The following is a 20,280-nucleotide window of genomic DNA, read 5'->3' on the forward strand; positions in this document are numbered from 1 at the left end:
ACCTAATTGGCTTATTTTTGTTATCCATTTATAAGATTCAATTGAGTTGGCAACTACGAACGAACAAGCGGCGATTCGAACGACTTATTTTAGCATTATAGGCAATACAAGCTTAGCTATAATAAAGGGATTGGCGGGTTTTTTCGGTAATTCTTATGCTTTGATTGCCGATGCCATTGAATCTACCACCGATATATTTTCTTCTTTTTTGGTGCTCTTGGGGTTGAAATACGCAAAAAGACCTGCCGATAAAAACCACCCTTATGGTCATGGCAAAATAGAGCCTTTGGTCACATTTGTGGTAGTGGCGTTTTTAGTGGTTTCTGCTTCTATCATAGCTTATGAGAGCATCATGAATATTCGAACGCCTCATAAGGTTCCTAAATCATGGACGTTGTTTGTGTTGGGAGGAATCATTCTTTGGAAAGAAATATCATATCGATGGGTCATTAAAAAAAGCAAGGAAACCAATAGTTCGTCTCTGAAAGCCGACGCATGGCACCATCGGAGTGATGCGATTACCTCAATCATGGCCTTTATCGGTATATCGATTGCTCTTGTATTTGGTAAAGGTTATGAAACAGCAGATGACTGGGCGGCACTTTTGGCTTCTGGTTTTATAATTTACAATAGCTATCTCATTTTTAGGCCTGCACTTGCCGAAATTATGGATGAGCACATCTACGAAGAAATGATAGATGAGATCGAGCAAAAATCGCTCGAAGTACCTGGGGTTTTGGCGACCGAAAAGTGTTTTGTTCGTAAAACAGGTATGAAATATCATATCGATTTGCATGCTATTGTTGATGCGGATATTTCGGTTAGGGAAGGGCACGATATAGCCCATCGGCTGAAAGATTTTTTGATGCAGGAAATGGATAACATCGAGAACGTAATGATCCATATTGAACCTAGCAATGTTCCGATTTAAGAATAACTTTATATGGTTAAGACAATGAGAAAATCAAAATACATATTCTTTCTGCTTCTACTCTTGTCAATAGAATTTCAATTGAGCGCACAAACAACTTCCAGTTTCAGTGTGGTGGGCGAGGTAGAGCAAACAATGTCATTTTCGTTGACCGATATCGATGATTTTAACGCGAGTGATATTAAGGAATTAGAAATTCTTAATCACAAGGGGGAAGCCCGTGGAACCGCCAGTCAATTAAAAGGTGTTTTGGTGAAAGACCTTTTGGCAGACATGAAACTAAAAGAGAGCAACCCGAAACTTTACAGTGAATTCTATTTCACCTTTGCTGCTATCGACGGTTATAAAGTAGTATTTTCTTGGAATGAGATTTTCAATTCCCCTACGGGCGATAACCTGTATTTGGTCACTTCTCGAGATGGAAAGAGCTTGCCTGAAATGGAACATAGCATATTGATTATCACCACTACCGATTATAAAACGGGGCGAAGGCATATCAAAGGTCTGAGCCAGATAATCGTCAATCGGGTAGAGTAGGTATTTTCCATCCTCGCAATTTGCAACCAGATTGCAACTTAATTCCCTTACCTTTGCCTTATGAAGTATTTGGCGGTCATACTGACGATTTATTTCTTGTCGTTGAACCTTATTCCCTGTAGCGATTCAGGTGATTCGATTGAAGGTTCGGCCAACGTTACCATGGTTGATTTAGATAATCATAATGGTGATAATTGTGACCTCTGCTCCCCATTCTGTCAATGTCACTGTTGCCACACGCATACCGTAGTTTTGAACAAACTAAGTTTTGACCCATTGCCAAAGACCTTTCCTAAAAAAAGCTTTTCCCATTTCGATAGTCTCGGCAAAGAGCTGCCTTTTTACCTATTTCAACCTCCCCGGGTTTAATTCAGTAACTGTACAGATTTAATCTGTCAATACATGGTTCTCCTTTCCCGCATTGGGTTGGGAGGTCTCTAACTGTTTATAACTGAATTAAACATTACATATGATTAATAAGATCATTGATTTTTCAATCAATAATAAATTTATTATTGGTCTACTTACCCTTGCCTTGATAGGAGGGGGATTATGGAGTATGACCAAGGTACCTATTGATGCGGTACCGGATATTACCAACAATCAAGTTCAAGTCATTACCCAAGCGCCTAATCTGGCCACTGAAGATATTGAGCAATTTGTGACCTATCCCGTTGAAATTGCCATGAGCAACTTACCTAGCGTAAAAGAAATACGCTCGATTTCACGGTTTGGTCTCTCGGTGGTTACCATTGTTTTTGACGATGGAATGGGAACCTATTTGCCAAGACAATTGGTGTCGGAAAAATTGGTGGAAGTTCGAAGTGACATACCTGAAGGTTTTGGCGAGCCTTCTATGGGGCCCATATCTACAGGATTGGGTGAGATCTACCAATATACTATTGAGCAAAAGAAAGGTGCTACCAAAGAGTACACCCCCACTGAGCTGAGAAGTGTTCAAGATTGGATTGTGCGAAGACAAATGGCCATGGTTCCGGGCGTTATTGAGGTAAATGCTTTTGGTGGTGCCGTCAAGCAATACGAAGTGGCGGTTGACTCCGATGAACTCAGGGCCATAGGAATAACGATTACCGATATTTTCACAGCGCTTGAAAATAACAATCAAAATACCGGAGGCGCATATATAGAAAGAAACCACCAAGCCAATTTTATAAGGGGTGAAGGCCTAGTGCGTAATCTTAAAGACATCGAAAATGTGGTAGTCAAGAGTGATGGCGGAATTCCCATAAAGATAAAAGATGTCGCCCAGGTAAACATGGGGCATACGGTACGATATGGCGCCTTGACCAAAGACGGAAAAGGGGAGGCTGTTGGCGGTATGATATTGATGCTAAAGGGTGCCAACTCCAATTCTGTCATTGACCAGGTCAACGAACGAATTGCCCAAATTCAACAATCTCTTCCTGAAGGGTTGGTTATCAAACCCTTTTTAGATAGAAGCGAGTTGATAGCTGAAACAACGGGCACGGTAAGCAATAACCTTCTTGAGGGCGGGCTCATTGTCATTTTCGTATTGGTATTGTTGCTTGGTAATTGGCGGGGCGGTTTAATTGTGGCGTCTACCATTCCCCTGTCATTACTTTTTGCATTTATACTCATGTATGTTTTTGATGTATGGGCCAATCTTATGAGTTTGGGTGCGATTGATTTCGGAATTATTGTTGACGGAGCGGTCATCATCGTTGAGGCTACTGTTTTCTCTTTACATGCACATTTTTTCAAAAAAGACGAAGCTCCGGTCGAGAGTAATGATGAGATAGCGACGAAGGCATCTAAAAAAATGATGAATGCCGCCTTTTTTGGCCAGTTGATAATACTCATAGTTTTTCTTCCGATTCTGGCTCTTGAGGGGGTAGAGGGTAAGATGTTTCAGCCTATGGCTCTGACCTTCATATTTGCCATGATAGGGGCCATGCTCCTTTGTTTGACCTATGTTCCCATGATGTCCGCTTGGTTCTTAAAGCGCAAGATTTCGACTCGATTAAGTTTTGGAGACCGTTTTGTTCGCTATGTCGAAGACAAATATGATACAATGCTGGGCAAGGTTCTTTCGAAGGGTAAGGTTTTTATGATTTCTTCGCTCGGCCTTTTACTTATCGCAGTCATACTTTTTGCTAGAATGGGGGGTGAATTCATTCCGCAACTTGATGAAGGTGATATTGCTTTTCACGCCATATTAAACCCGGGCAGTTCTCTATCTGAAACCATTGAGACGACCACTAAAATAGAGCGGATTATAAAGGCCGAGTTTCCAGAGGTCGAAAACATCATCAGTAGAATCGGTGTGGCCGATGTTCCTACAGACCCCATGCCTATGGATATTGCGGATGTTTTTGCCATTCTGAAACCTGTGGAAGAATGGTCGTCTGCCAAAACTAAGGAGGAGTTGGTGTCTAAAATGAAAGAAGCGGTCAGCGTGGTGCCAGGGGTAAATTTCGAGTTTACCCAACCGATAGAAATGCGGTTTAACGAATTGTTGACCGGTGTTCGTGAAGATGTCGCTATCAAGATTTTTGGAGAAGACTTGTCGGTCTTGGCCGACAAGGCCAAAGAGCTAGGTGCATTAATAGCGAATATTCCTGGGGTGGCCGATATGAAAGTAGAGGCAACGGCAGGTTTACCCCAAATAACGGTTTCATATAATCGTAACAAGGTAGCTCAGTACGGCTTACAGATAAATCAGTTGAATGCCACCATACAGTCTGCATTTGCAGGTGGTACTGCCGGAGTGATTTTTGAAGGGGAGAAGCGTTTTGATTTGGTTGTTCGATTAAAAAAGGACAGTCGACAGAACATCGAGGATATTCAAAGCCTTTTTATCAATCTACCTAATGGATCTCAAATTCCTTTAAGGGAAGTGGCAGATGTTAGTTATGAACCTGGCCCGATGCAGATAAGTCGCGATAATACCAACCGTAGAACTTACGTGGGCATCAATATTCGAGACAGAGATGTGAAGTCGGTAGTTGAAGACATTCAAAAGAAATTAGATGCTGAATTTGAACTTCCTGCCGGGTACTATATTCGTTATGGCGGTGCTTTTGAAAACTTAGAGCGGGCCAGCGCACGATTACAAACGGTAGTGCCTATAGCCCTTGTGCTGATTTTCATCCTCATATATTTCGCCTTAAAATCACTTTCCCAGACCATCATGATTTATCTGGCTATTCCTATGGCCACGATAGGTGGGGTTTTTGCCCTATGGTTGCGAGATATGCCATTTAGCATCTCTGCAGGGGTAGGTTTTATTGTTCTGTTTGGGGTAGCCGTTTTAAACGGATTGGTTTTGATCAGTTGTCTGAACGAATTGAAAGAAGAGGGAGTTACAGCTATCAGAGAACGTATCAAACTGGGTACTAAACGAAGGGTAAGGCCGATAATGCTTACCGCTTTGACCGATGTTCTGGGTTTTCTTCCCATGGCTATCTCCTCATCCGCTGGGGCTGAGGTGCAGCGCCCTCTGGCTACCGTAGTTATTGGGGGCCTGTTGACATCTACATTTTTGACCCTCTACATTTTGCCAATTTTTTATCAGTGGATGGAAAATCGGAAAAAATCCAGAACAATAGTTCCGGCGCCTACAAAAGCTACAGTGCTTTCTTTGTTACTTTTTAGTTGTTTGACATGGGGGTACGGTCAAAATAGCCCGAATGATTCTCTTCCTAGAATCGGTTTGGGTGAGGCCACTCGGTTGGCTTTGAAGAACTACCCTACTTTACAAACAGGAAAGCTAGAAGTAGAAAAGCAAAACAGTCTTAAAGGGAGCGCCTACGATTTTGGTAAAACGCAATTGTTTACGGGAGGGGAAGAAATTTCCGGTAATCAGGGAGTTTACACCAATCTGGGAATAGGGCAGCAGAATATTGATCTATTCGGCATAGCCAGTAAAAAACGATTACAGAAGCAAAGAATCGCTCTGGCTGAAACTGCGGTGAATCTTTCTGAACTTGAAATAGAAATGAAGGTTAAAAAGGCATGGTCCGATTTATATAGAGAAAATCGTAAATATGAACTGTATCAAGAACTTGATTCCATCTACAAAAAATTTTTGAAGGCTGTTGAACTCAATTACGAAGTAGAAGCCATATCAAAGTTGCAATATTCCGCAGCCAAAAATCAAGCTTTGCAAATAAGCAATCAAATGAACTTGGCTAAAAGCGATTATACCATGGCTTTACAAAGATTCAACCTATGGCTGTTTTCAGATACTCTTTTCACGGTTTCCAACGATTTTGAACTATCGACATTAAGGCGCAATGAGAACGAATTCAATTTAAACGAGCATCCAGCGATTAGGCTATCTACGGAGAAGATTCAAGAGGCCGAGGCAAATTATAAAGTTTCTAAAGCCAATTTATTACCCAATTTTAACCTTCAAGGGGGGTGGCAGAGCATAAACGGGGAAAACGGCTTTTACAGCTATCAAGCGGGCATAACGTTTCCACTTTTGTCGGGCGTTCAAAGAAGTGAGATCAAAGCCGCTAAAATCGAGCAGAAAATAGCTGTGGTCAATTCAAGTTTAACGCAACGAAAATTACTGAACGACTACGCACAGGCCAATGCATACTTTAAGAAATGGAGCGCTGCTTGGGGCCTTTATCGAAACGAAATGCTACCTCTCGCCGAAGAGCAAAGAAATGGCGCATTAATGGCCTTTACCGAAGGGGCTATCGATTATACGGCATTCACTCAATTAATGGGCGATGCTATAAAAATTGAGATGGAAGGCATAGATGTATTAAACAAATATTTCGAGGCCTACTTTCAACTGGAATATTTTAAGACCACATAAAATTTCTACCAATTCTAATAATACTTAAGATGAAACACTTACCAAAGAATATAATAATTTGCCTCTCACTACTAATAGTGGTTAGCGGTTGTGGAGATTCCGCTTCTGAAAACAAAGCTCATGAATCGAACCAAACCGCACAGGCAAAACATGGTGCTGACGAAGAGGAACATGTAACCCTCACCGAGAAACAATTTTCCGCCTTGCAAATGAAAGTAGACACATTGAAGGAACGTCAAATGGGCGGCTATGTTGAGGCAAATGGACAGTTAGAGGTACCACCTCAAAATGAAGCCACAATTACTTCGGTCATAGGGGCAAATGTATCTTCTATAGAGGTTATTGAAGGTGACGAGGTCGAAAAAGGCCAAGTGTTACTCTATTTATCGCATCCTGACATTGTAGAAAAGCAGACAAGATATCTAAACGCTTACAACAATAGTCTCTTCTTACAAAAGGAATATGAGCGGCAGAAAAAGCTTTATGAAGGCGGTGTCGGTAGTGGTGCGAGTTTTCAAAAAGCCGAAGCCGACCTCAATGCCTCGACCGGAGAATCAAGGGGGCTTGAAGCACAATTGAAGCAGTTAAACGTTAATGTTTCTGCTTTAAAAAAGGGTAACATTCAACAGAGGGTGGCTTTGAGAAGCCCCATTGAGGGATCGGTTCAAAAAGTAGAAATTAAAACAGGGCAGTACGTTGATCCCCGTAGCGATCTAATTGAGATTGTCAATACCCACCATGTTCATGCCGATTTAATGGTCTTTGAAAAAGATGTTCGTAAGGTGCAAAGAGGCCAAAAAGTGAAATTTAATGTTCAATCCATACCCGGTACCCAGCTCAATGCCGAAATATATTCGGTCGGCAAGACCTTTGAAGTAAACCCCAAGGCACTTCATGTGCATGCCGAAATAGAGAATAAAGAGGGAAACCTGATTCCTGGAATGTATATCGAGGGTAAAATTCTGACCGAAGAACAACATACTTTGGCTTTACCGGAAAGTGCCCTTGCGGTAGATGGTGGCAGAACGGTCGTTTTCAGAGCGGAAAGGACTAATGACAATTGGAAATTTATACCGGTGGAGGTCATAAAAGGGGAAACAGATGAAGATTGGGTAGCTGTTAAGTTTATGGATGATTTGCCGGAACAAACACTTTTTGCCTTTAACAACGCATATTACCTGATGGCCGAAATGAAAAAAGGGGAAGCAGAGCATAGTCATTAGTCATCTAAGCGTATCAAATTTTGTTTTTATTAAAGCCTCCATGCCTTAATTTTGTGACCATACTGGGCCAATGCGATGAATGAATTACATAAACATATTTTAGGGTTTTGCGATTTAAACAACGAGCAGTTCGAGTTGGTTAGAGACTATTTTGAATATAAAAGGGTTTCTAAAAAGGAAACGCTCTACGAAGCTGGCAGTAATAATCTCGGGCATTTTTTCGTGGTCAAAGGTTGTCTTCACATGTATTTGATCAATGAACGCGGTAGCCAACAGACTTTGCAGTTCGCCATAGATAATTGGTGGCTCACCGACCATCAGGCCTTTCGAAACAGAACGGCCTCAGAATTCTATATTCAGGCGGTAGAGGCATCGGAGGTTTTAATTATATCAAATGAAAAACAGGCCGACTTGTTGCAAAGGTTTCCGCAAATGGAAGTTTATTTCAGAAACATCTATGCAATAGCCTACGGAGCGGCCATTATGCGAATGAAGTATATTTTTACCTATACCAAAGAAGAAATCTATTTTAAGTTTAGGGATGCCTTTCCTGAATTTGTAAACAATGTGCCGCAATATTTGGTAGCCACTTATTTAGGTCTCTCCCCGGAATATGTCAGTAAATTGCGAAGGAAGGATGTATCTTGAACCAGTTCAAGAAAAATCGTTCCGTTACGAGGTAACTTTGTTCCAATAAAATTCAAGACCATGGAACACCGTATTCAAATCGAACAATTACAGCCACAGGCATACAAGGCTATGTTTGGGCTTGAAGGCTATTTAAGCCAGAGTGAACTGACCAAGTCTCATAAAGAGCTCATCAAGATAAGGGCTTCGCAAATCAACAAATGTGCTTTCTGTATTGATATGCATACGAAGGATGCCCTTAAAAACGGAGAATCTCAAAAGAGAATTTTTTTGTTGGATGCGTGGAGGGAGTCCGATCTTTTTACCAAAGAAGAACAAACCATTTTGGCAATAACCGAAGAACTGACCTTGATTCATGAAAAGGGACTGACCGATGAGACATACAAAATGGCCCTTGAAGTTTTTTCTGAAACCTATTTAGCCCAAATAATAATGGCTGCTACCGTCATCAATGCATGGAACCGACTGGCGATTAGCACGCACAAACCTTTAATGGATTAGCATGAAATATTTTACTGTTGCGTTTGTTCTTTTTATCTCTTTTTTGGCCTGTAAAAATGAAAAAGATGACATTTCAAAAATCGAGGTCACTGAACAGAAAAAAGATACTCTTACCACTCATTTAAAACCTTTTAAAAAGGAATTGCCTACCATCGGCCTGTTAATGTACAATGGCGTATTGCAAAGCGAGGTAATTGCGACTTCCGATGTTTTTGCCAAGCCTACCGAGAGCGGTGAGCAGCTTTTTAATGTAATTACCATTGCCGAAACCGATTTACCGATCGTAACTGAAGAGGGCATTAAAATCGTTCCTGATTATACTTTTGATAATTGCCCGAAACTTAAAGCGTTGTTCGTGCCAAGCGCCTATGATATGTATTCGCAAATTCATAACACGGCCATTGTAGATTTCATTCGCGAGAAGAACAAAGAGGCCCAATATGTAGTAAGCAACTGCGGGGGTGCGCAATTGATCGGAAAATCCGGTATCGCCGATGGCCATGAAATTGTTACATGGATTGGAGGAGGAAAACAACTTCAAGAAGATTATCCAGAACTTTTGGTGCAAGACGATAGTTTGGTAACGTTTGTGAGAGACGGAAAATTCAGTTCTTCGAATGGCAATTTGGCCAGTTATATTTCCGCGCTTGAACTGCTCGAGCGAATGACCGATACTTCCCATAGAAAGTTTGTTGAAAGCTATCTATATCTCGATAGGTTAAAGAATTGGAAGGACAAATAAAATTATGAAAGGGGCATGTTTTTGTTTAAAATTCATGTCCTTTTTTCCTATTAAACAATCCTTAAGATCAATCAGTGATTGATTACGGGCGTTGATTACCTGTCACCATATGCAACACCGGGAAGCATCAACCATCTAAATCAGGTAAAATCATTAACTTAAGTGTTTGAAAAATTAGTGATTAATTATTTTGATTTGGTTCTGTGCGCAATCTTTATGAAGTAATAAAAAATAGCCTCCACTTCAATAAGTTCATCATCGATGGCCTTGTTTGTGTAGAATATACCTGCCCATTGGAAGATGAAAGATTGGGCTTGTTCGCCAAGTACGACTACATAGTTCATGTTTTGAGTGGCAAAAAAACATGGACCACCATTAATGGAGAATGGGAAGTCACAGAAGGTCAAACCCTTTATGTTAGAAAAGGGGCAGCAATTATTACCCAAAGTTTTGACGAAGATTTTTGTATGCTCGGTTTTTTTCTTCCTGACGAGTTGATACGTGAATCGTTACAAGGTTATACGGTGCCCATCACCGCCCAAAACGATACGACCGTACAGAATTTCAGTGCGGTCAAATTAGAAAAACAAGAGTTTTTAGAAGGCTTTTTCACTTCGATGCTACACTATTTCAGAAGTGAAATGCAACCGGCCGACTCCATTATCAAACTAAAATTGAAAGAATTGCTTCTGAATTTGGTTTTGGAGAAAACCGACTTCGGTTTGATGGCCTATTTAAACGAGTTGAAAAACAGCCATAAGACCTCTTTACAGCAGATAATGGAAACCAATTTCTGCTACAACTTGAGTATTGAAGAATACGCTAAATTATGCCATAGAAGCATTTCAACCTTCAAAAGAGATTTCTTTAGTCACTATCAGACGACTCCGGGCAAATGGCTTCTGGACAAGCGTTTGGGCTATGCCGCGAACCTATTGATCAATTCAGACCATACAATTACCGAGATTGCCTTTGAGAGCGGGTTTGCCGATGTTTCCCATTTTAGCCGGGTATTTAAAACGAAATATAAATCTTCCCCCAGTACCTATCGAAAAGTGCCTATTCAGGGTTAAATTGAACTTTTAAGCAAGGTTTTTAAACTTTTGGGCAAAGTTTGGTAAAAATTCAACCCTTAAATTCGTAGGGCATTCAACTAAAAACCAAAGTGATATGGAAAATATGGCAATTGACAGAAAATTTGATTCTAGGGTTTTAACAGAATTACAATCTGCCTTTGAAGAAAGAAGTAAATTGTTCGATCAAGAGGGCTCTTTTGTTCATGAGAATTATGATGATTTAAAAAAGCATCGATTTTTCTCTGCCTGCATACCTGAAGATTTGGGCGGTGGTGGAGTATCTCACTCGGCCATGTGCCAAATGATCAATAAAATTGCCCAGTCATGCGGTTCAACGGCCTTGGCCTTTTCTATGCACCAACATTTAATTGCTGCTGCCCAATGGAAATTCAAGCACAAAGGTTTGGGTGCCGAAATGTTGAGCAAAGTAGCGAACAACGAATTGATTCTAATAAGTACCGGAGCGGGAGATTGGCTAGGTTCTAGCGGAATTTTGACCAAGACAGAAGGAGGTTATTTATTTAATGGTAAAAAACATTTTGCCAGTCAGTCGGTAGCTGGTAATGTGATTGTGACCAGCGCCCAATTTAAAAAGGCGGATAAATTGTGGGATGTACTTCATTTTTCCGTTCCAATGAAAAACGAAGGCATTCATATTATCGAGAATTGGAATGTGATGGGTATGAGGGCATCAGGTTCTCATACAATTGAATTTAACGACGTTTTTATACCGGAATCGTCAATCAGTTTGGCCCGCCCCAAAGATGAATTTCATATGATTTGGGATGTGGTTCTTACCGTTGCATTGCCGCTGATCATGTCAACGTATGTGGGTATTGCCGAAAAAGCAATGCGATTGGCACTTAGCTTCACAAAAAATAAAGGAAAGGGGAAAGAGACACTGCTTGCTATGATTGGCAAAATGAACAATGCTTTGCTGAGCGCCAAAACGCAATGGAAGGCACTTATTGCCTTAGCCAACGATTTAGATTTTAAGCCTAGCGAACAAACTACGGTTCAAGCGCTCTCTTTCAAAACCAACATATCGAAGGAAACGAAAGAGGTCGTTTCTATGGCCATGGAAATTGTCGGCGGACAAAGTTTCTTTAAAACAAATGAGTTGGAAAGATTGTTTAGGGATGTTCAGGCCTCTGAATTTCACCCCTTGCCCACATGGCAACAATATGAATTTACCGGAAAGCGATTATTGAAGAACGAATAGTTTACTAACTGATAATCAATTTTTTATTGCAATAGTTTTTTATGGGTATGCTTTTACTTAATTCTTTAAAAAAGAGTTATTATTGAAAAAAAGAATAGCTCATGAAGGGGTTTGAAGTCAAATGGAAGCAGAAAACCATAGTCGCCGCAATTGAAAAAGGTAGCTTACTAATAGTTCTTAGACATTCTAATAACCAAGAAAATGACGAGGTCAATTTGATTATGAATGGTTATGATACCTCTGCTCAAGAGTTCTGCGAATGGCCCGGTGTTGGTTTAGAGGAAGGAGATGAACTTTCAATTGAATTCGCAGATTTTGATGAAATCTCAGTTCCTAAAAAGTCAAACAAACAATCTCAAGAAGAAGTTCTAAAGGGAAAAATCGATACCTACCATAAATTAAAAGAAGAACTTGAATCATTAGGGTACTTAGAAAAATAGCCCCCTTTGTTTCAAAATTACGCCTTGCGAAAAAGACTATAATCTCTCGAGAGTAAGATTCAATAATTCTACACGAATTTTATTTTCTTCTAAGCCGTTCGAAGGCTCTTTTCCCTTCTATTTTTTATTACATCTCTCCAAAATTTTAAGATTTAGGATTATCATTTGGCACAATTTCGTTGATTTTATCTTCATTATAAAAGTCCCTCTAATACTATGAAAATTGCCCTTTAAACCTTTTGTTGGAAGCGAAAATTTCTGCTCAAAAGTGGCCTGTTGATAACAATGTTGAAAAACTGAATCGGTCAACTTTAAATCAAAGTAAATAAAATATGAATTTTACACTACGAGCTATTTAGAATTCTTCCAAACAAATTTCCTCATGAAAATTGAACGTATAATTAAGAGAGATTTTACGTCTCAACTATTTGAATTACACAAGATTACGAATGCTGTAGCGAAGGCGATGACCGCTGTGGATCATGGCCATGTAAACGACGCCGAAGCCATTGCGCAACGTGTTTACGGTACGCTTTTAGAGCGAAAAACGAAAGATGAAAACTATCTTCCGACCGTAGAAGAGGTGCAAGATGTCGTCGAAAACAAACTCATGGAAAGTGAGTTTCATGACGTTGCGAAAGCTTACATCATTTACCGAAATAAAAGGGCACAAGTTCGCAAAACGGATGTTTTTGAGAAGAGGGTCAATTTGAAACCCTATGAGTATCCACAATTGTACGAATATGTGGCAGCCATCAGACATTCTTATTGGATTCATACCGAGTTCAATTTCACCAGCGATATACAGGATTTTAAATCAGGGCTGAACGAAATAGAACGAAACGCGATCAAGAATACGATGTTGGCCATCTCTCAAATCGAGGTAGCGGTCAAGACATTTTGGGGTGATATCTATCAGCGTTTGCCCAAACCTGAAATCGGTTCTGTGGGGGCTACTTTTGCCGAAAGTGAGGTAAGGCACCATGATGCATATTCGCATCTGTTGGAGATTTTAGGTCTTAACAGCGAGTTTGAAGATTTAAAGAAAAAGCCCGTAATCATGAAACGGGTACATTATTTAGAAACTGCCCTCAAAAACGCCAAAAGTGAAGATAAAAAAGAGTACGCCGAATCTATTTTGTTGTTCTCTCTCTTTATAGAGCATGTTTCCCTTTTCTCTCAGTTTTTAATCATCATGGCGTTCAATAAACATAAGAACGTATTGAAAGGTATCTCTAATGTGGTAGAGGCAACTTCAAAAGAAGAGCAGATTCATGGTGATTTTGGTATCGATTTGATCAACATCATCAAGAGTGAAAATCCTGAGTGGTTCGATCAAGACTATTCGAACATGATTCAAGAGGTTTGTGAAGAAGCATTCTTGGCGGAAAGTAGGGTTGTCAATTGGATTTTTGAAGCAGGTGAGCTTGACTTCTTGCCAAAGAACGTTATCAATGAATTTATAAAGAACCGCTTTAACAACTCACTTGAAAGTATCGGTATCGGTAAAATATTCGATATCGACCAAAAACTGTTGGCTCAAACAGAATGGTTCGATGATGAGATTATCGGTACTAAACATGGCGATTTCTTCGTGAAGCGTTCCATCAACTATAGCAAAAGAACTCAAAGTATAACCAGCGACGACCTATTTTAAAAAATGGATAACAAGACACAGACATTATCAAGCACCGAGCAAGAAAACAAAACAATCGATTTGGTCAACGCGCGAAAGAATGCCTTGGCCGAATTAAAATCTAATTCAGCAGAAGGCAATTTTGCATGGCTCAACGAAAATAGCCGCAAATTTTTGGCTTCTGGATATTTGACCGATGGGGTAACCCCAGAAGGTCGTATTCGTGAAATTGCCGAGAGAGCGGAAGAAATACTTCAGATACCTGGTTATGCTGACAAGTTTTACCATTATATGTCAGAAGGCTTTTTCTCTTTGGCTTCACCCGTTTGGTCGAACTTTGGTAAAAAACGTGGGTTGCCAATCAGTTGCTTCGGTTCACACATCGATGATGATATGGGCAATATACTTTATACACAATCTGAGGTCGGTATGATGTCTAAATTAGGAGGCGGTACCTCCGGTTATTTTGGTAACATCAGGCACAGAGGGGCTCCCGTTAAAAATAATGGTCAAGCCTCAGGCGCTGTTCATATTATGCAATTGTTCGAATCAATGGTCGACGTGGTCAGTCAAGGTTCGGTAAGACGAGGTAGGTTTTCACCTTATTTGCCTATCGAGCATAAAGACATTCTTGAGTTTTTAGAAATAGGTACAGAAGGTAACCCAATTCAACAACTTACCCATGGTGTAACTGTCACTAATGAGTGGATGCAAGAAATGATAGATGGCGATGTTGAAAAACGTACCGTTTGGGCAAAGGTGTTACAACGACGAGGTGAAATGGGATACCCTTATGTATTCTTTACCGATAATGCCAATAACGGCGCTGCAGAGGTGTATCAAGAAAACAACTATAAAATACACGCTAGCAACCTATGTACTGAAATCATGCTACCTTCAAATGATAATTGGTCGTTTGTATGCGTGCTTTCGAGTATCAATCTACTGCACTACGACAAGTGGAAGGATACCGATGCGGTTGAAACGATGGTTTACTTTTTAGATGCTACCATTACCGAGTTTATAGAAAAATTAGAGGCCTATAGAGACTCTTCGAACAGGGAGGATAGACAGACCTTTTTGTTTATGGAAAGAGCTTACAATTTTGCCAAGCAAAACAGGGCTTTAGGTTTGGGTGCCCTTGGTTGGCATTCGCTGCTACAATCGAAAAGATTGGCTTTTGACAGTCAAGAAGCTTATAATCTTAACAACGAGATTTTTAGGGAAATCAAAGAGCGTTCTTATAAAGCATCTTCTGAGTTGGCGGTCAAGTTTGGTGAACCGGATGTTTTGAAGGGATATGGCAGACGTAATGCTACTTTGAACGCAATCGCCCCGACCACTTCTTCGGCATTTATTCTAGGTCAGGTGTCTCAGGGTATTGAACCTATTTGGTCGAACTGTTATGTAAAGGATATTGCCAAAATCAAGACTACGATTAAGAATCCTTACCTGATGGAACTTCTAGAAGAAAAGGGAATGAACGTGGCCGAGGTTTGGAAGGATATTCGCGACCACGATGGTTCTGTACAGCATCTAGAATTTTTAACCGATGAAGAAAAGGCTGTTTTCAAGACCTATTCGGAATTGGATCAGTTGGATATTGTATACCAAGCGGCGGCTCGTCAGCATCATATCGACCAAGGGCAGTCTTTAAATATTATTGTACATCCGGAAATGCCAGTTAAGCAAATCAATAAGATTCACGTTACAGCATGGAAGCTGGGGCTTAAATCAATGTATTATCAGCACAGTATGAATGCAGCCCAAAAGTTCAGACAGAAGAAGGAATGTACTAGTTGCGAAGCTTAGTTTTTCGCCAGATAGTAAAAGAAAGCCCCTGAAATATCAAGGGCTTTTTTTATGAATCTTCATCCTTTCCAAAGAAATAAAAAACCTCTTATTGGCCTTTAAGATTATAATGCTTGTAAGGATATTTTACGCTGTATCTCGTTACTGGGGCTTTGGTTGAGTACATAATTATAGGCGTCTATAGTATTTACAAAGAAGTGTTGCTTGCCAATATTTTCTAATAATCCAGTTTTTTGAATAATATCTCTTGTAGGCCCAATGACATTAGAGAATAAAACCTTGATTCCTTTATGTTTTAATTCTTCAATCAAACTTTCAAGCATGAACATGGCACTACTATCTATATAATTGATGGGTTCTGCTTTTATAATTATAGCTTCGGGCATAGCAGTACTCCTTTCGATAATCCTTAAAAGCTCCCTTTTGAAGTAGTCTTTATTTCCGAAATATAATTGTGAGTCAAAACGTACGATGATGACTTTCTCATTTCTTTCGACATCATCTGCAAACCTGTCAATGTTCTTAAAATAGTCGGTTCCCTTAATTCTTCCTAAAATGGCTAAATGAGGTTTACTGGTTCTGTAGACTAATAGCAGTAACGAGAAGAGCATTCCCAAAAGAATGCCTTCTTTGATACCTATAATAAGTGTTAATGTGAAAGTTGCGGCAAGCAACAAAAATTCATCCTTTCTGTTTCGATATAGGGCAATGGGGTAGTCTAAATCAATGAGCCCCATTACAGCCACCATAATAATAGCGGCCAAAATGGTATTGGGCAGATAGTAGAAAAGGGGAGTAAGAAATAGGAGGGTAAGCCCCACTATGAGAGCGCTGATAAAAGCAGCTATACCTGACCTAGCACCAGCTTGATCATTTACGGCAGTTCGAGACAAACCGCCTGTGGTCGGATATGATTGAAAGAAGGAACCGATCATATTTGCCGTGCCGAGCGCGATTAATTCTTGATTTGCATCTACCTCATAGTCCCCATGCTTTGCTTCGACGGCTTTTGAAACGGAAATGGCCTCCATAAATGCGACCAAAGCTAGAGTAAGGGCAATGGATAAGAGCTCTGAAATTCTGGTAAAATCTACTTCGGGAATTTTGAAAGAGGGTAGCCCTTGTGGAATGATGCCAGCAACTGTCACCCCGTATGATTGCAAGTCAAATAGGTAAGAAAGAAAAATTCCTAAAAATACGACAATCAGGGCCGCAGGTATTTTTTCATGTATGAGCTTGAGCGTTTTCAGGAAAATAATGGCACTGACGCCAAACAATAGCGTGGCCATGCTGATTGATTGTAGTGTAATACCGATTTTGTCAAAAAGTCCTTGATTTTCAATAATTATGGAATTTGAACCCAATAGGTGCTTTACTTGGCTAAAGCCTATAATGATAGCGGCGGCTGAAGTAAATCCACTAATGACAGGTTTGGATAGAAAATTGACCAGAAAGCCCATTTTCAGCAAGCCTAAGGTGAATTGTATGATACCCATAAAAAGAGCTAAAAAGATAGCCATTGAAATGTATTCATCAATGCCGGAGATGGCCAATGCGCCTAGGCCAGAGGCCACCAGAAGAGAATCCATAGCCACCGGGCCAACGGCAAGCTGTCTTGAAGTACCCAAGAAGGCATATACTATCTGGGGTATCAATGATGCGTACAAACCGAAAACAGGAGGTAGGCCGGCAATCATGGCATAGGCCATCCCCTGTGGTATTAACATTACGCCAACAGTGATACCCGCAGAGATATCCCCGCTAAGCCATTCTTTTTTATAATTGGGTAACCAAGCCAGAATAGGAATTCTCTTTTTGAACATAGGTAGAAAGTTATCCTGTGTCAAAAGTATTTCAATAGCCATAGTTGCAGAGTAACCTAGGTTACAGAGTACATATATTCAGGGAAGTTCTAATTCATTTTAAGCGGATTAGCTACAATTTAGGTAGTAATTCCTACGAAATAACGTTAATCGTCCCAGCCCTTTTGAAAGGTAAAATTAGGCCCTGGCATTTCATAGTTTCAATATTAGCATGGGTTGAAGTCATATAAACAGTGAGCTTATATCGTAAGCTTTATATTAAAATCGTGAAGCGATTACCACTTATTGCTCATTTAGCACTTGACCAACATCAAAGCCAGTCAAAAAGGCTTTTCTTAAAAGGTCAAATATATTTTTGTTTGCGATACACCAAAGAACTGTTGTAAGGTAAATTGCACTGTCAAAACATAGTAACCTTTAAAAACGAATCAAATGAAAAAGTATACAATTTTAACGGCAATGGGGGCATTGGTCATTATGTCGGCCTGTGGCTCTTCTAAAATAAATGCAGAGACCACTTTAAACCCTGAAAACACGGCACAAGTAGAAAGTAGTGAGACTGCCATGAATTCAAATGATGAGACCGACGATGAGATGTCTTCAAACGAAAATGCAGAGATAAGTGCCAATTCAATTCAAGGAGCAAATGGTTCTACTGGTGGAAACGCAAATATCAATACAGGGGCAAATACTACGACCACCATGGGTAGCCTAGATAGTTCCAATATGTATGAGGCCATCAATATGACCGATGACCAAATCACGACCTTTGAAGCTGCGATGGATGATTTTGAAGAAAAGCAAAGAAGTTCTGCCAATGGTGAAATGTTGGGTACGGTAGATGATGAAAGAGACCGTCAATTAGAAAGTATTCTTTCGGCCGATCAGTTTTCTGCCTATGAAAAGTGGAGAGGAAACCAGTAATTACTTATTGCGGTAGAACTTAAATAAACACATAAACTATTAAAACCCCTTGGTCTCAACCCAAGGGGTTTTTTAATGCAATAAATCAAAGTCGTTGAAGTGTTGTTTTAATAGTTGAAATGCAGAGGGTTAGCCTATTTTTGACTGGTTGGAAATGACAATTCGACGACTTGCATTTTCCATTCACCGAACGAAAAAGTTCTTCCATCTACAGGCAGAGCGGGTTATATAAGTGCGACAATAAATTAGCAGCAAATTAATCTCAAAACCCGAATAAAATGGTACCCTCAGAAATTATTAGTTTTATTAGACCTGAACTTGGTTACAGGCCTGTAAAGCGACCAGAAACCGATCAAGTTTGCCACCGAGGAACTTTCTTCGATAATGCGCATTCACCATTCATCATTTTAGATGAGAACTTAGATTTTGTTGACGTCAATCAAGTTGCCTTGTTATTGACTTCAAAGGAAAGGGAAGATGTTATTGGTAAGAATTTGACCGACATATTTCCTGAGTCTAAAAATAGCGGCAGAATCAATGCTTATAAAGAGGTCATAAGAACTGGCAGGGGCATTAATGTTGACCACTTGAAACTTGAGGTAGATGGTGAGGTCTACATGATTACACTTAAAGTATTTAAAATAGAAGAAGGCCTGGGTATCGCCGCTCAAGATACTACCAAGTTGGTCAATGCCATTAACGAGTTAGAAGTTACTAAGGCAAACTTGCAAGAGTTGAACCAAAGTCTATCGACCAGAAATGAAGAACTGGAGGAGTTTTCATATGTCTCGGCCCATGATTTAAAGGCACCTTTAACTAATGTAGCCACCCTTTTGGATATTCTTCGCGAAGATGAATCAATGAACTTGGCCGAGCACCCTATTTTTCAGAAGTTAGAAGAGGTCTCCGAAATTATGATTAATAGAATTAATGCTCTTAACAATGTGATATCATTAAAATCGAATCTCGGGAAAAACCCTCAATTATTGGTTTTTAACGAAGTGTTAGAGGATATCAGACACGAAATTTCAGAAGAAATCTCTCGAACCGAAGCCTTGATCATTTCCGATTTTAGCGCCTGCCCCACCATTTTTATTGACAACCTACAATTGCATAGCATTTTGCAGAACATGGTTGTGAATGCCATCAAATATATGCACCCAGAGCGGTCACCCTTAATTCATATTACCACCAGAAAAGAGGGAGAAAAAATACTTCTCGAAATCAAGGATAACGGTATCGGCTTCAATAATAAGTTGGGCGAAGAAAAGGTTTTTAGTCTTTTCAAAAGAATGCATACCCATGTTGAAGGTCAAGGCGTAGGCTTATATATCGTGAAGTCTATTGCCCAATCTAGGGGCGGACACGTTGAGGTTCAAAGTGAAGTAAATAAAGGAACAGAGTTTAAAATATACCTATAAATGAAACCACAGATTATCAAAGAGTTTAGCATCCTTTTAGTTGAAGACGATTCGGTTGCCAATTATTTGGCTACTCACAAACTAAACCACTTAGGTATTGAAAATGTAAGTTGTGTCGAAAATGGTCTTGATGCCCTAACCTATATAGAGAACAATACATGCCCAGATATCATATTTCTCGATATTAATATGCCTATAATGGATGGGTTTGAATTTCTGGCGGAGAAAGAAGCCAATAATATGTGCCCCGATTCGAAGGTGGTAATCGTTACATCTTCTTTACGCCCTTGTGATCGAGAAAAATCAAATGAGTTTACCTCGGTAGTCGATTTTTTGGAAAAGCCATTGAGCTATCCAAAAATAGAGGATATCCTCTTAAAAATATCCTTAAACCGAGTTGCTTAAACAAATTAAAAGCACCAAGATTTAATACATAAATGAAATTAAGATTTAGGTTATCATAGTGAGTTTTTGAGATTAAGTAGAAAAGGCCCATTTAAAAAATGGGCCTTTTTGTTATTATGATGAAGT

The 20,280-nt window shown here is 39.9% G+C and carries 17 protein-coding genes; 16 read left to right on the forward strand and 1 reads right to left on the reverse strand.

Annotation, left to right across the window (positions count from 1 at the left end; genetic code table 11):
- Window positions 1–46: 46 nt before the first annotated feature.
- The 13 genes from D1013_RS09950 (at window position 47) to D1013_RS10010 (ending at window position 15,581) form a co-directional block, all read left to right on the forward strand.
- Window positions 47–931, forward strand: a complete 885-nt coding sequence (locus tag D1013_RS09950) for a cation diffusion facilitator family transporter (protein ID WP_121848683.1) — start codon at window positions 47–49, stop codon at window positions 929–931.
- 24 nt (window positions 932–955) lie between these two features.
- The gene (locus D1013_RS09955) at window positions 956–1,468 is read left to right on the forward strand and encodes a molybdopterin-binding protein (protein ID WP_121848684.1); all 513 of its coding nucleotides are present in this window, start codon (window positions 956–958) and stop codon (window positions 1,466–1,468) included.
- A gap of 60 nt (window positions 1,469–1,528) precedes the next feature.
- Complete coding sequence (locus D1013_RS09960) at window positions 1,529–1,837, forward strand: DUF6660 family protein (protein ID WP_121848685.1); 309 nt, start codon at window positions 1,529–1,531, stop codon at window positions 1,835–1,837.
- Window positions 1,838–1,937: 100 nt separating this feature from the next.
- Window positions 1,938–6,281, forward strand: coding sequence for a CusA/CzcA family heavy metal efflux RND transporter (locus D1013_RS09965; protein WP_121848686.1), 4,344 nt, complete (start codon window positions 1,938–1,940; stop codon window positions 6,279–6,281).
- A 29-nt stretch (window positions 6,282–6,310) separates the two neighbouring features.
- Window positions 6,311–7,504: an efflux RND transporter periplasmic adaptor subunit gene (locus D1013_RS09970; RefSeq protein WP_121848687.1), complete on the forward strand. Its 1,194-nt coding sequence runs from the start codon at window positions 6,311–6,313 to the stop codon at window positions 7,502–7,504.
- A 75-nt stretch (window positions 7,505–7,579) separates the two neighbouring features.
- Window positions 7,580–8,152, forward strand: a complete 573-nt coding sequence (locus D1013_RS09975; RefSeq protein WP_121848688.1) for a Crp/Fnr family transcriptional regulator — start codon at window positions 7,580–7,582, stop codon at window positions 8,150–8,152.
- 60 nt (window positions 8,153–8,212) lie between these two features.
- On the forward strand, window positions 8,213–8,653 hold the full coding sequence (locus D1013_RS09980) for a carboxymuconolactone decarboxylase family protein (protein WP_121848689.1): 441 nt from the start codon (window positions 8,213–8,215) through the stop codon (window positions 8,651–8,653).
- A 1-nt stretch (window position 8,654) separates the two neighbouring features.
- On the forward strand, window positions 8,655–9,395 hold the full coding sequence (locus D1013_RS09985) for a DJ-1/PfpI family protein (protein WP_121848690.1): 741 nt from the start codon (window positions 8,655–8,657) through the stop codon (window positions 9,393–9,395).
- A gap of 203 nt (window positions 9,396–9,598) precedes the next feature.
- Window positions 9,599–10,468, forward strand: coding sequence for a helix-turn-helix domain-containing protein (locus D1013_RS09990; protein WP_121848691.1), 870 nt, complete (start codon window positions 9,599–9,601; stop codon window positions 10,466–10,468).
- Window positions 10,469–10,565: 97 nt separating this feature from the next.
- Entirely contained in the window at window positions 10,566–11,693 is a 1,128-nt protein-coding gene (locus tag D1013_RS09995) for an acyl-CoA dehydrogenase family protein (RefSeq protein WP_121848692.1), read from the forward strand.
- A 101-nt stretch (window positions 11,694–11,794) separates the two neighbouring features.
- Window positions 11,795–12,133 (forward strand): hypothetical protein, encoded by a 339-nt coding sequence (locus D1013_RS10000; RefSeq protein ID WP_121848693.1) that lies wholly within the window; start codon window positions 11,795–11,797, stop codon window positions 12,131–12,133.
- Between the two features lie 382 nt (window positions 12,134–12,515).
- The gene (locus tag D1013_RS10005) at window positions 12,516–13,790 is read left to right on the forward strand and encodes a ribonucleotide-diphosphate reductase subunit beta (protein ID WP_121848694.1); all 1,275 of its coding nucleotides are present in this window, start codon (window positions 12,516–12,518) and stop codon (window positions 13,788–13,790) included.
- A 3-nt stretch (window positions 13,791–13,793) separates the two neighbouring features.
- Window positions 13,794–15,581: a ribonucleoside-diphosphate reductase subunit alpha gene (locus tag D1013_RS10010; RefSeq protein WP_121848695.1), complete on the forward strand. Its 1,788-nt coding sequence runs from the start codon at window positions 13,794–13,796 to the stop codon at window positions 15,579–15,581.
- A gap of 104 nt (window positions 15,582–15,685) precedes the next feature.
- Here the strand turns inward: D1013_RS10010 and D1013_RS10015 are convergent, their stop codons facing one another.
- A complete protein-coding gene (locus D1013_RS10015; RefSeq protein WP_225621476.1) occupies window positions 15,686–17,446 on the reverse strand; it encodes a SulP family inorganic anion transporter in 1,761 nt (586 codons plus the stop codon).
- Between the two features lie 390 nt (window positions 17,447–17,836).
- On the opposite strand from D1013_RS10015, the gene D1013_RS10020 reads away from it, so the two are divergent.
- The 3 genes from D1013_RS10020 to D1013_RS10030 all read left to right on the forward strand — a co-directional run bounded on the left by D1013_RS10020 (window position 17,837) and on the right by D1013_RS10030 (window position 20,154).
- The gene (locus tag D1013_RS10020; RefSeq protein WP_121848697.1) at window positions 17,837–18,328 is read left to right on the forward strand and encodes a hypothetical protein; all 492 of its coding nucleotides are present in this window, start codon (window positions 17,837–17,839) and stop codon (window positions 18,326–18,328) included.
- Between the two features lie 278 nt (window positions 18,329–18,606).
- Entirely contained in the window at window positions 18,607–19,749 is a 1,143-nt protein-coding gene (locus D1013_RS10025) for a sensor histidine kinase (protein WP_121848698.1), read from the forward strand.
- The gene (locus D1013_RS10030) at window positions 19,750–20,154 is read left to right on the forward strand and encodes a response regulator (protein WP_121848699.1); all 405 of its coding nucleotides are present in this window, start codon (window positions 19,750–19,752) and stop codon (window positions 20,152–20,154) included. It begins immediately after the preceding gene.
- The last annotated feature ends 126 nt before the right edge of the window (window positions 20,155–20,280 follow it).

Origin of the sequence: Euzebyella marina, assembly GCF_003687485.1 — a bacterium.
Classification (GTDB): domain Bacteria; phylum Bacteroidota; class Bacteroidia; order Flavobacteriales; family Flavobacteriaceae; genus Euzebyella; species Euzebyella marina.

Coding starts and splice junctions, on each gene's coding strand:
- D1013_RS09955 (WP_121848684.1), top strand. CDS start 956: ATGAGAAAATCAAAATACATATTCTTTCTGCTTCTACTCTTGTCAATA.
- D1013_RS09960 (WP_121848685.1), top strand. CDS start 1,529: ATGAAGTATTTGGCGGTCATACTGACGATTTATTTCTTGTCGTTGAAC.
- D1013_RS09965 (WP_121848686.1), top strand. CDS start 1,938: ATGATTAATAAGATCATTGATTTTTCAATCAATAATAAATTTATTATT.
- D1013_RS09970 (WP_121848687.1), top strand. CDS start 6,311: ATGAAACACTTACCAAAGAATATAATAATTTGCCTCTCACTACTAATA.
- D1013_RS09975 (WP_121848688.1), top strand. CDS start 7,580: ATGAATGAATTACATAAACATATTTTAGGGTTTTGCGATTTAAACAAC.
- D1013_RS09980 (WP_121848689.1), top strand. CDS start 8,213: ATGGAACACCGTATTCAAATCGAACAATTACAGCCACAGGCATACAAG.
- D1013_RS09985 (WP_121848690.1), top strand. CDS start 8,655: ATGAAATATTTTACTGTTGCGTTTGTTCTTTTTATCTCTTTTTTGGCC.
- D1013_RS09995 (WP_121848692.1), top strand. CDS start 10,566: ATGGAAAATATGGCAATTGACAGAAAATTTGATTCTAGGGTTTTAACA.
- D1013_RS10000 (WP_121848693.1), top strand. CDS start 11,795: ATGAAGGGGTTTGAAGTCAAATGGAAGCAGAAAACCATAGTCGCCGCA.
- D1013_RS10005 (WP_121848694.1), top strand. CDS start 12,516: ATGAAAATTGAACGTATAATTAAGAGAGATTTTACGTCTCAACTATTT.
- D1013_RS10010 (WP_121848695.1), top strand. CDS start 13,794: ATGGATAACAAGACACAGACATTATCAAGCACCGAGCAAGAAAACAAA.
- D1013_RS10015 (WP_225621476.1), bottom strand. CDS start 17,446: ATGGCTATTGAAATACTTTTGACACAGGATAACTTTCTACCTATGTTC.
- D1013_RS10020 (WP_121848697.1), top strand. CDS start 17,837: ATGAAAAAGTATACAATTTTAACGGCAATGGGGGCATTGGTCATTATG.
- D1013_RS10025 (WP_121848698.1), top strand. CDS start 18,607: ATGGTACCCTCAGAAATTATTAGTTTTATTAGACCTGAACTTGGTTAC.
- D1013_RS10030 (WP_121848699.1), top strand. CDS start 19,750: ATGAAACCACAGATTATCAAAGAGTTTAGCATCCTTTTAGTTGAAGAC.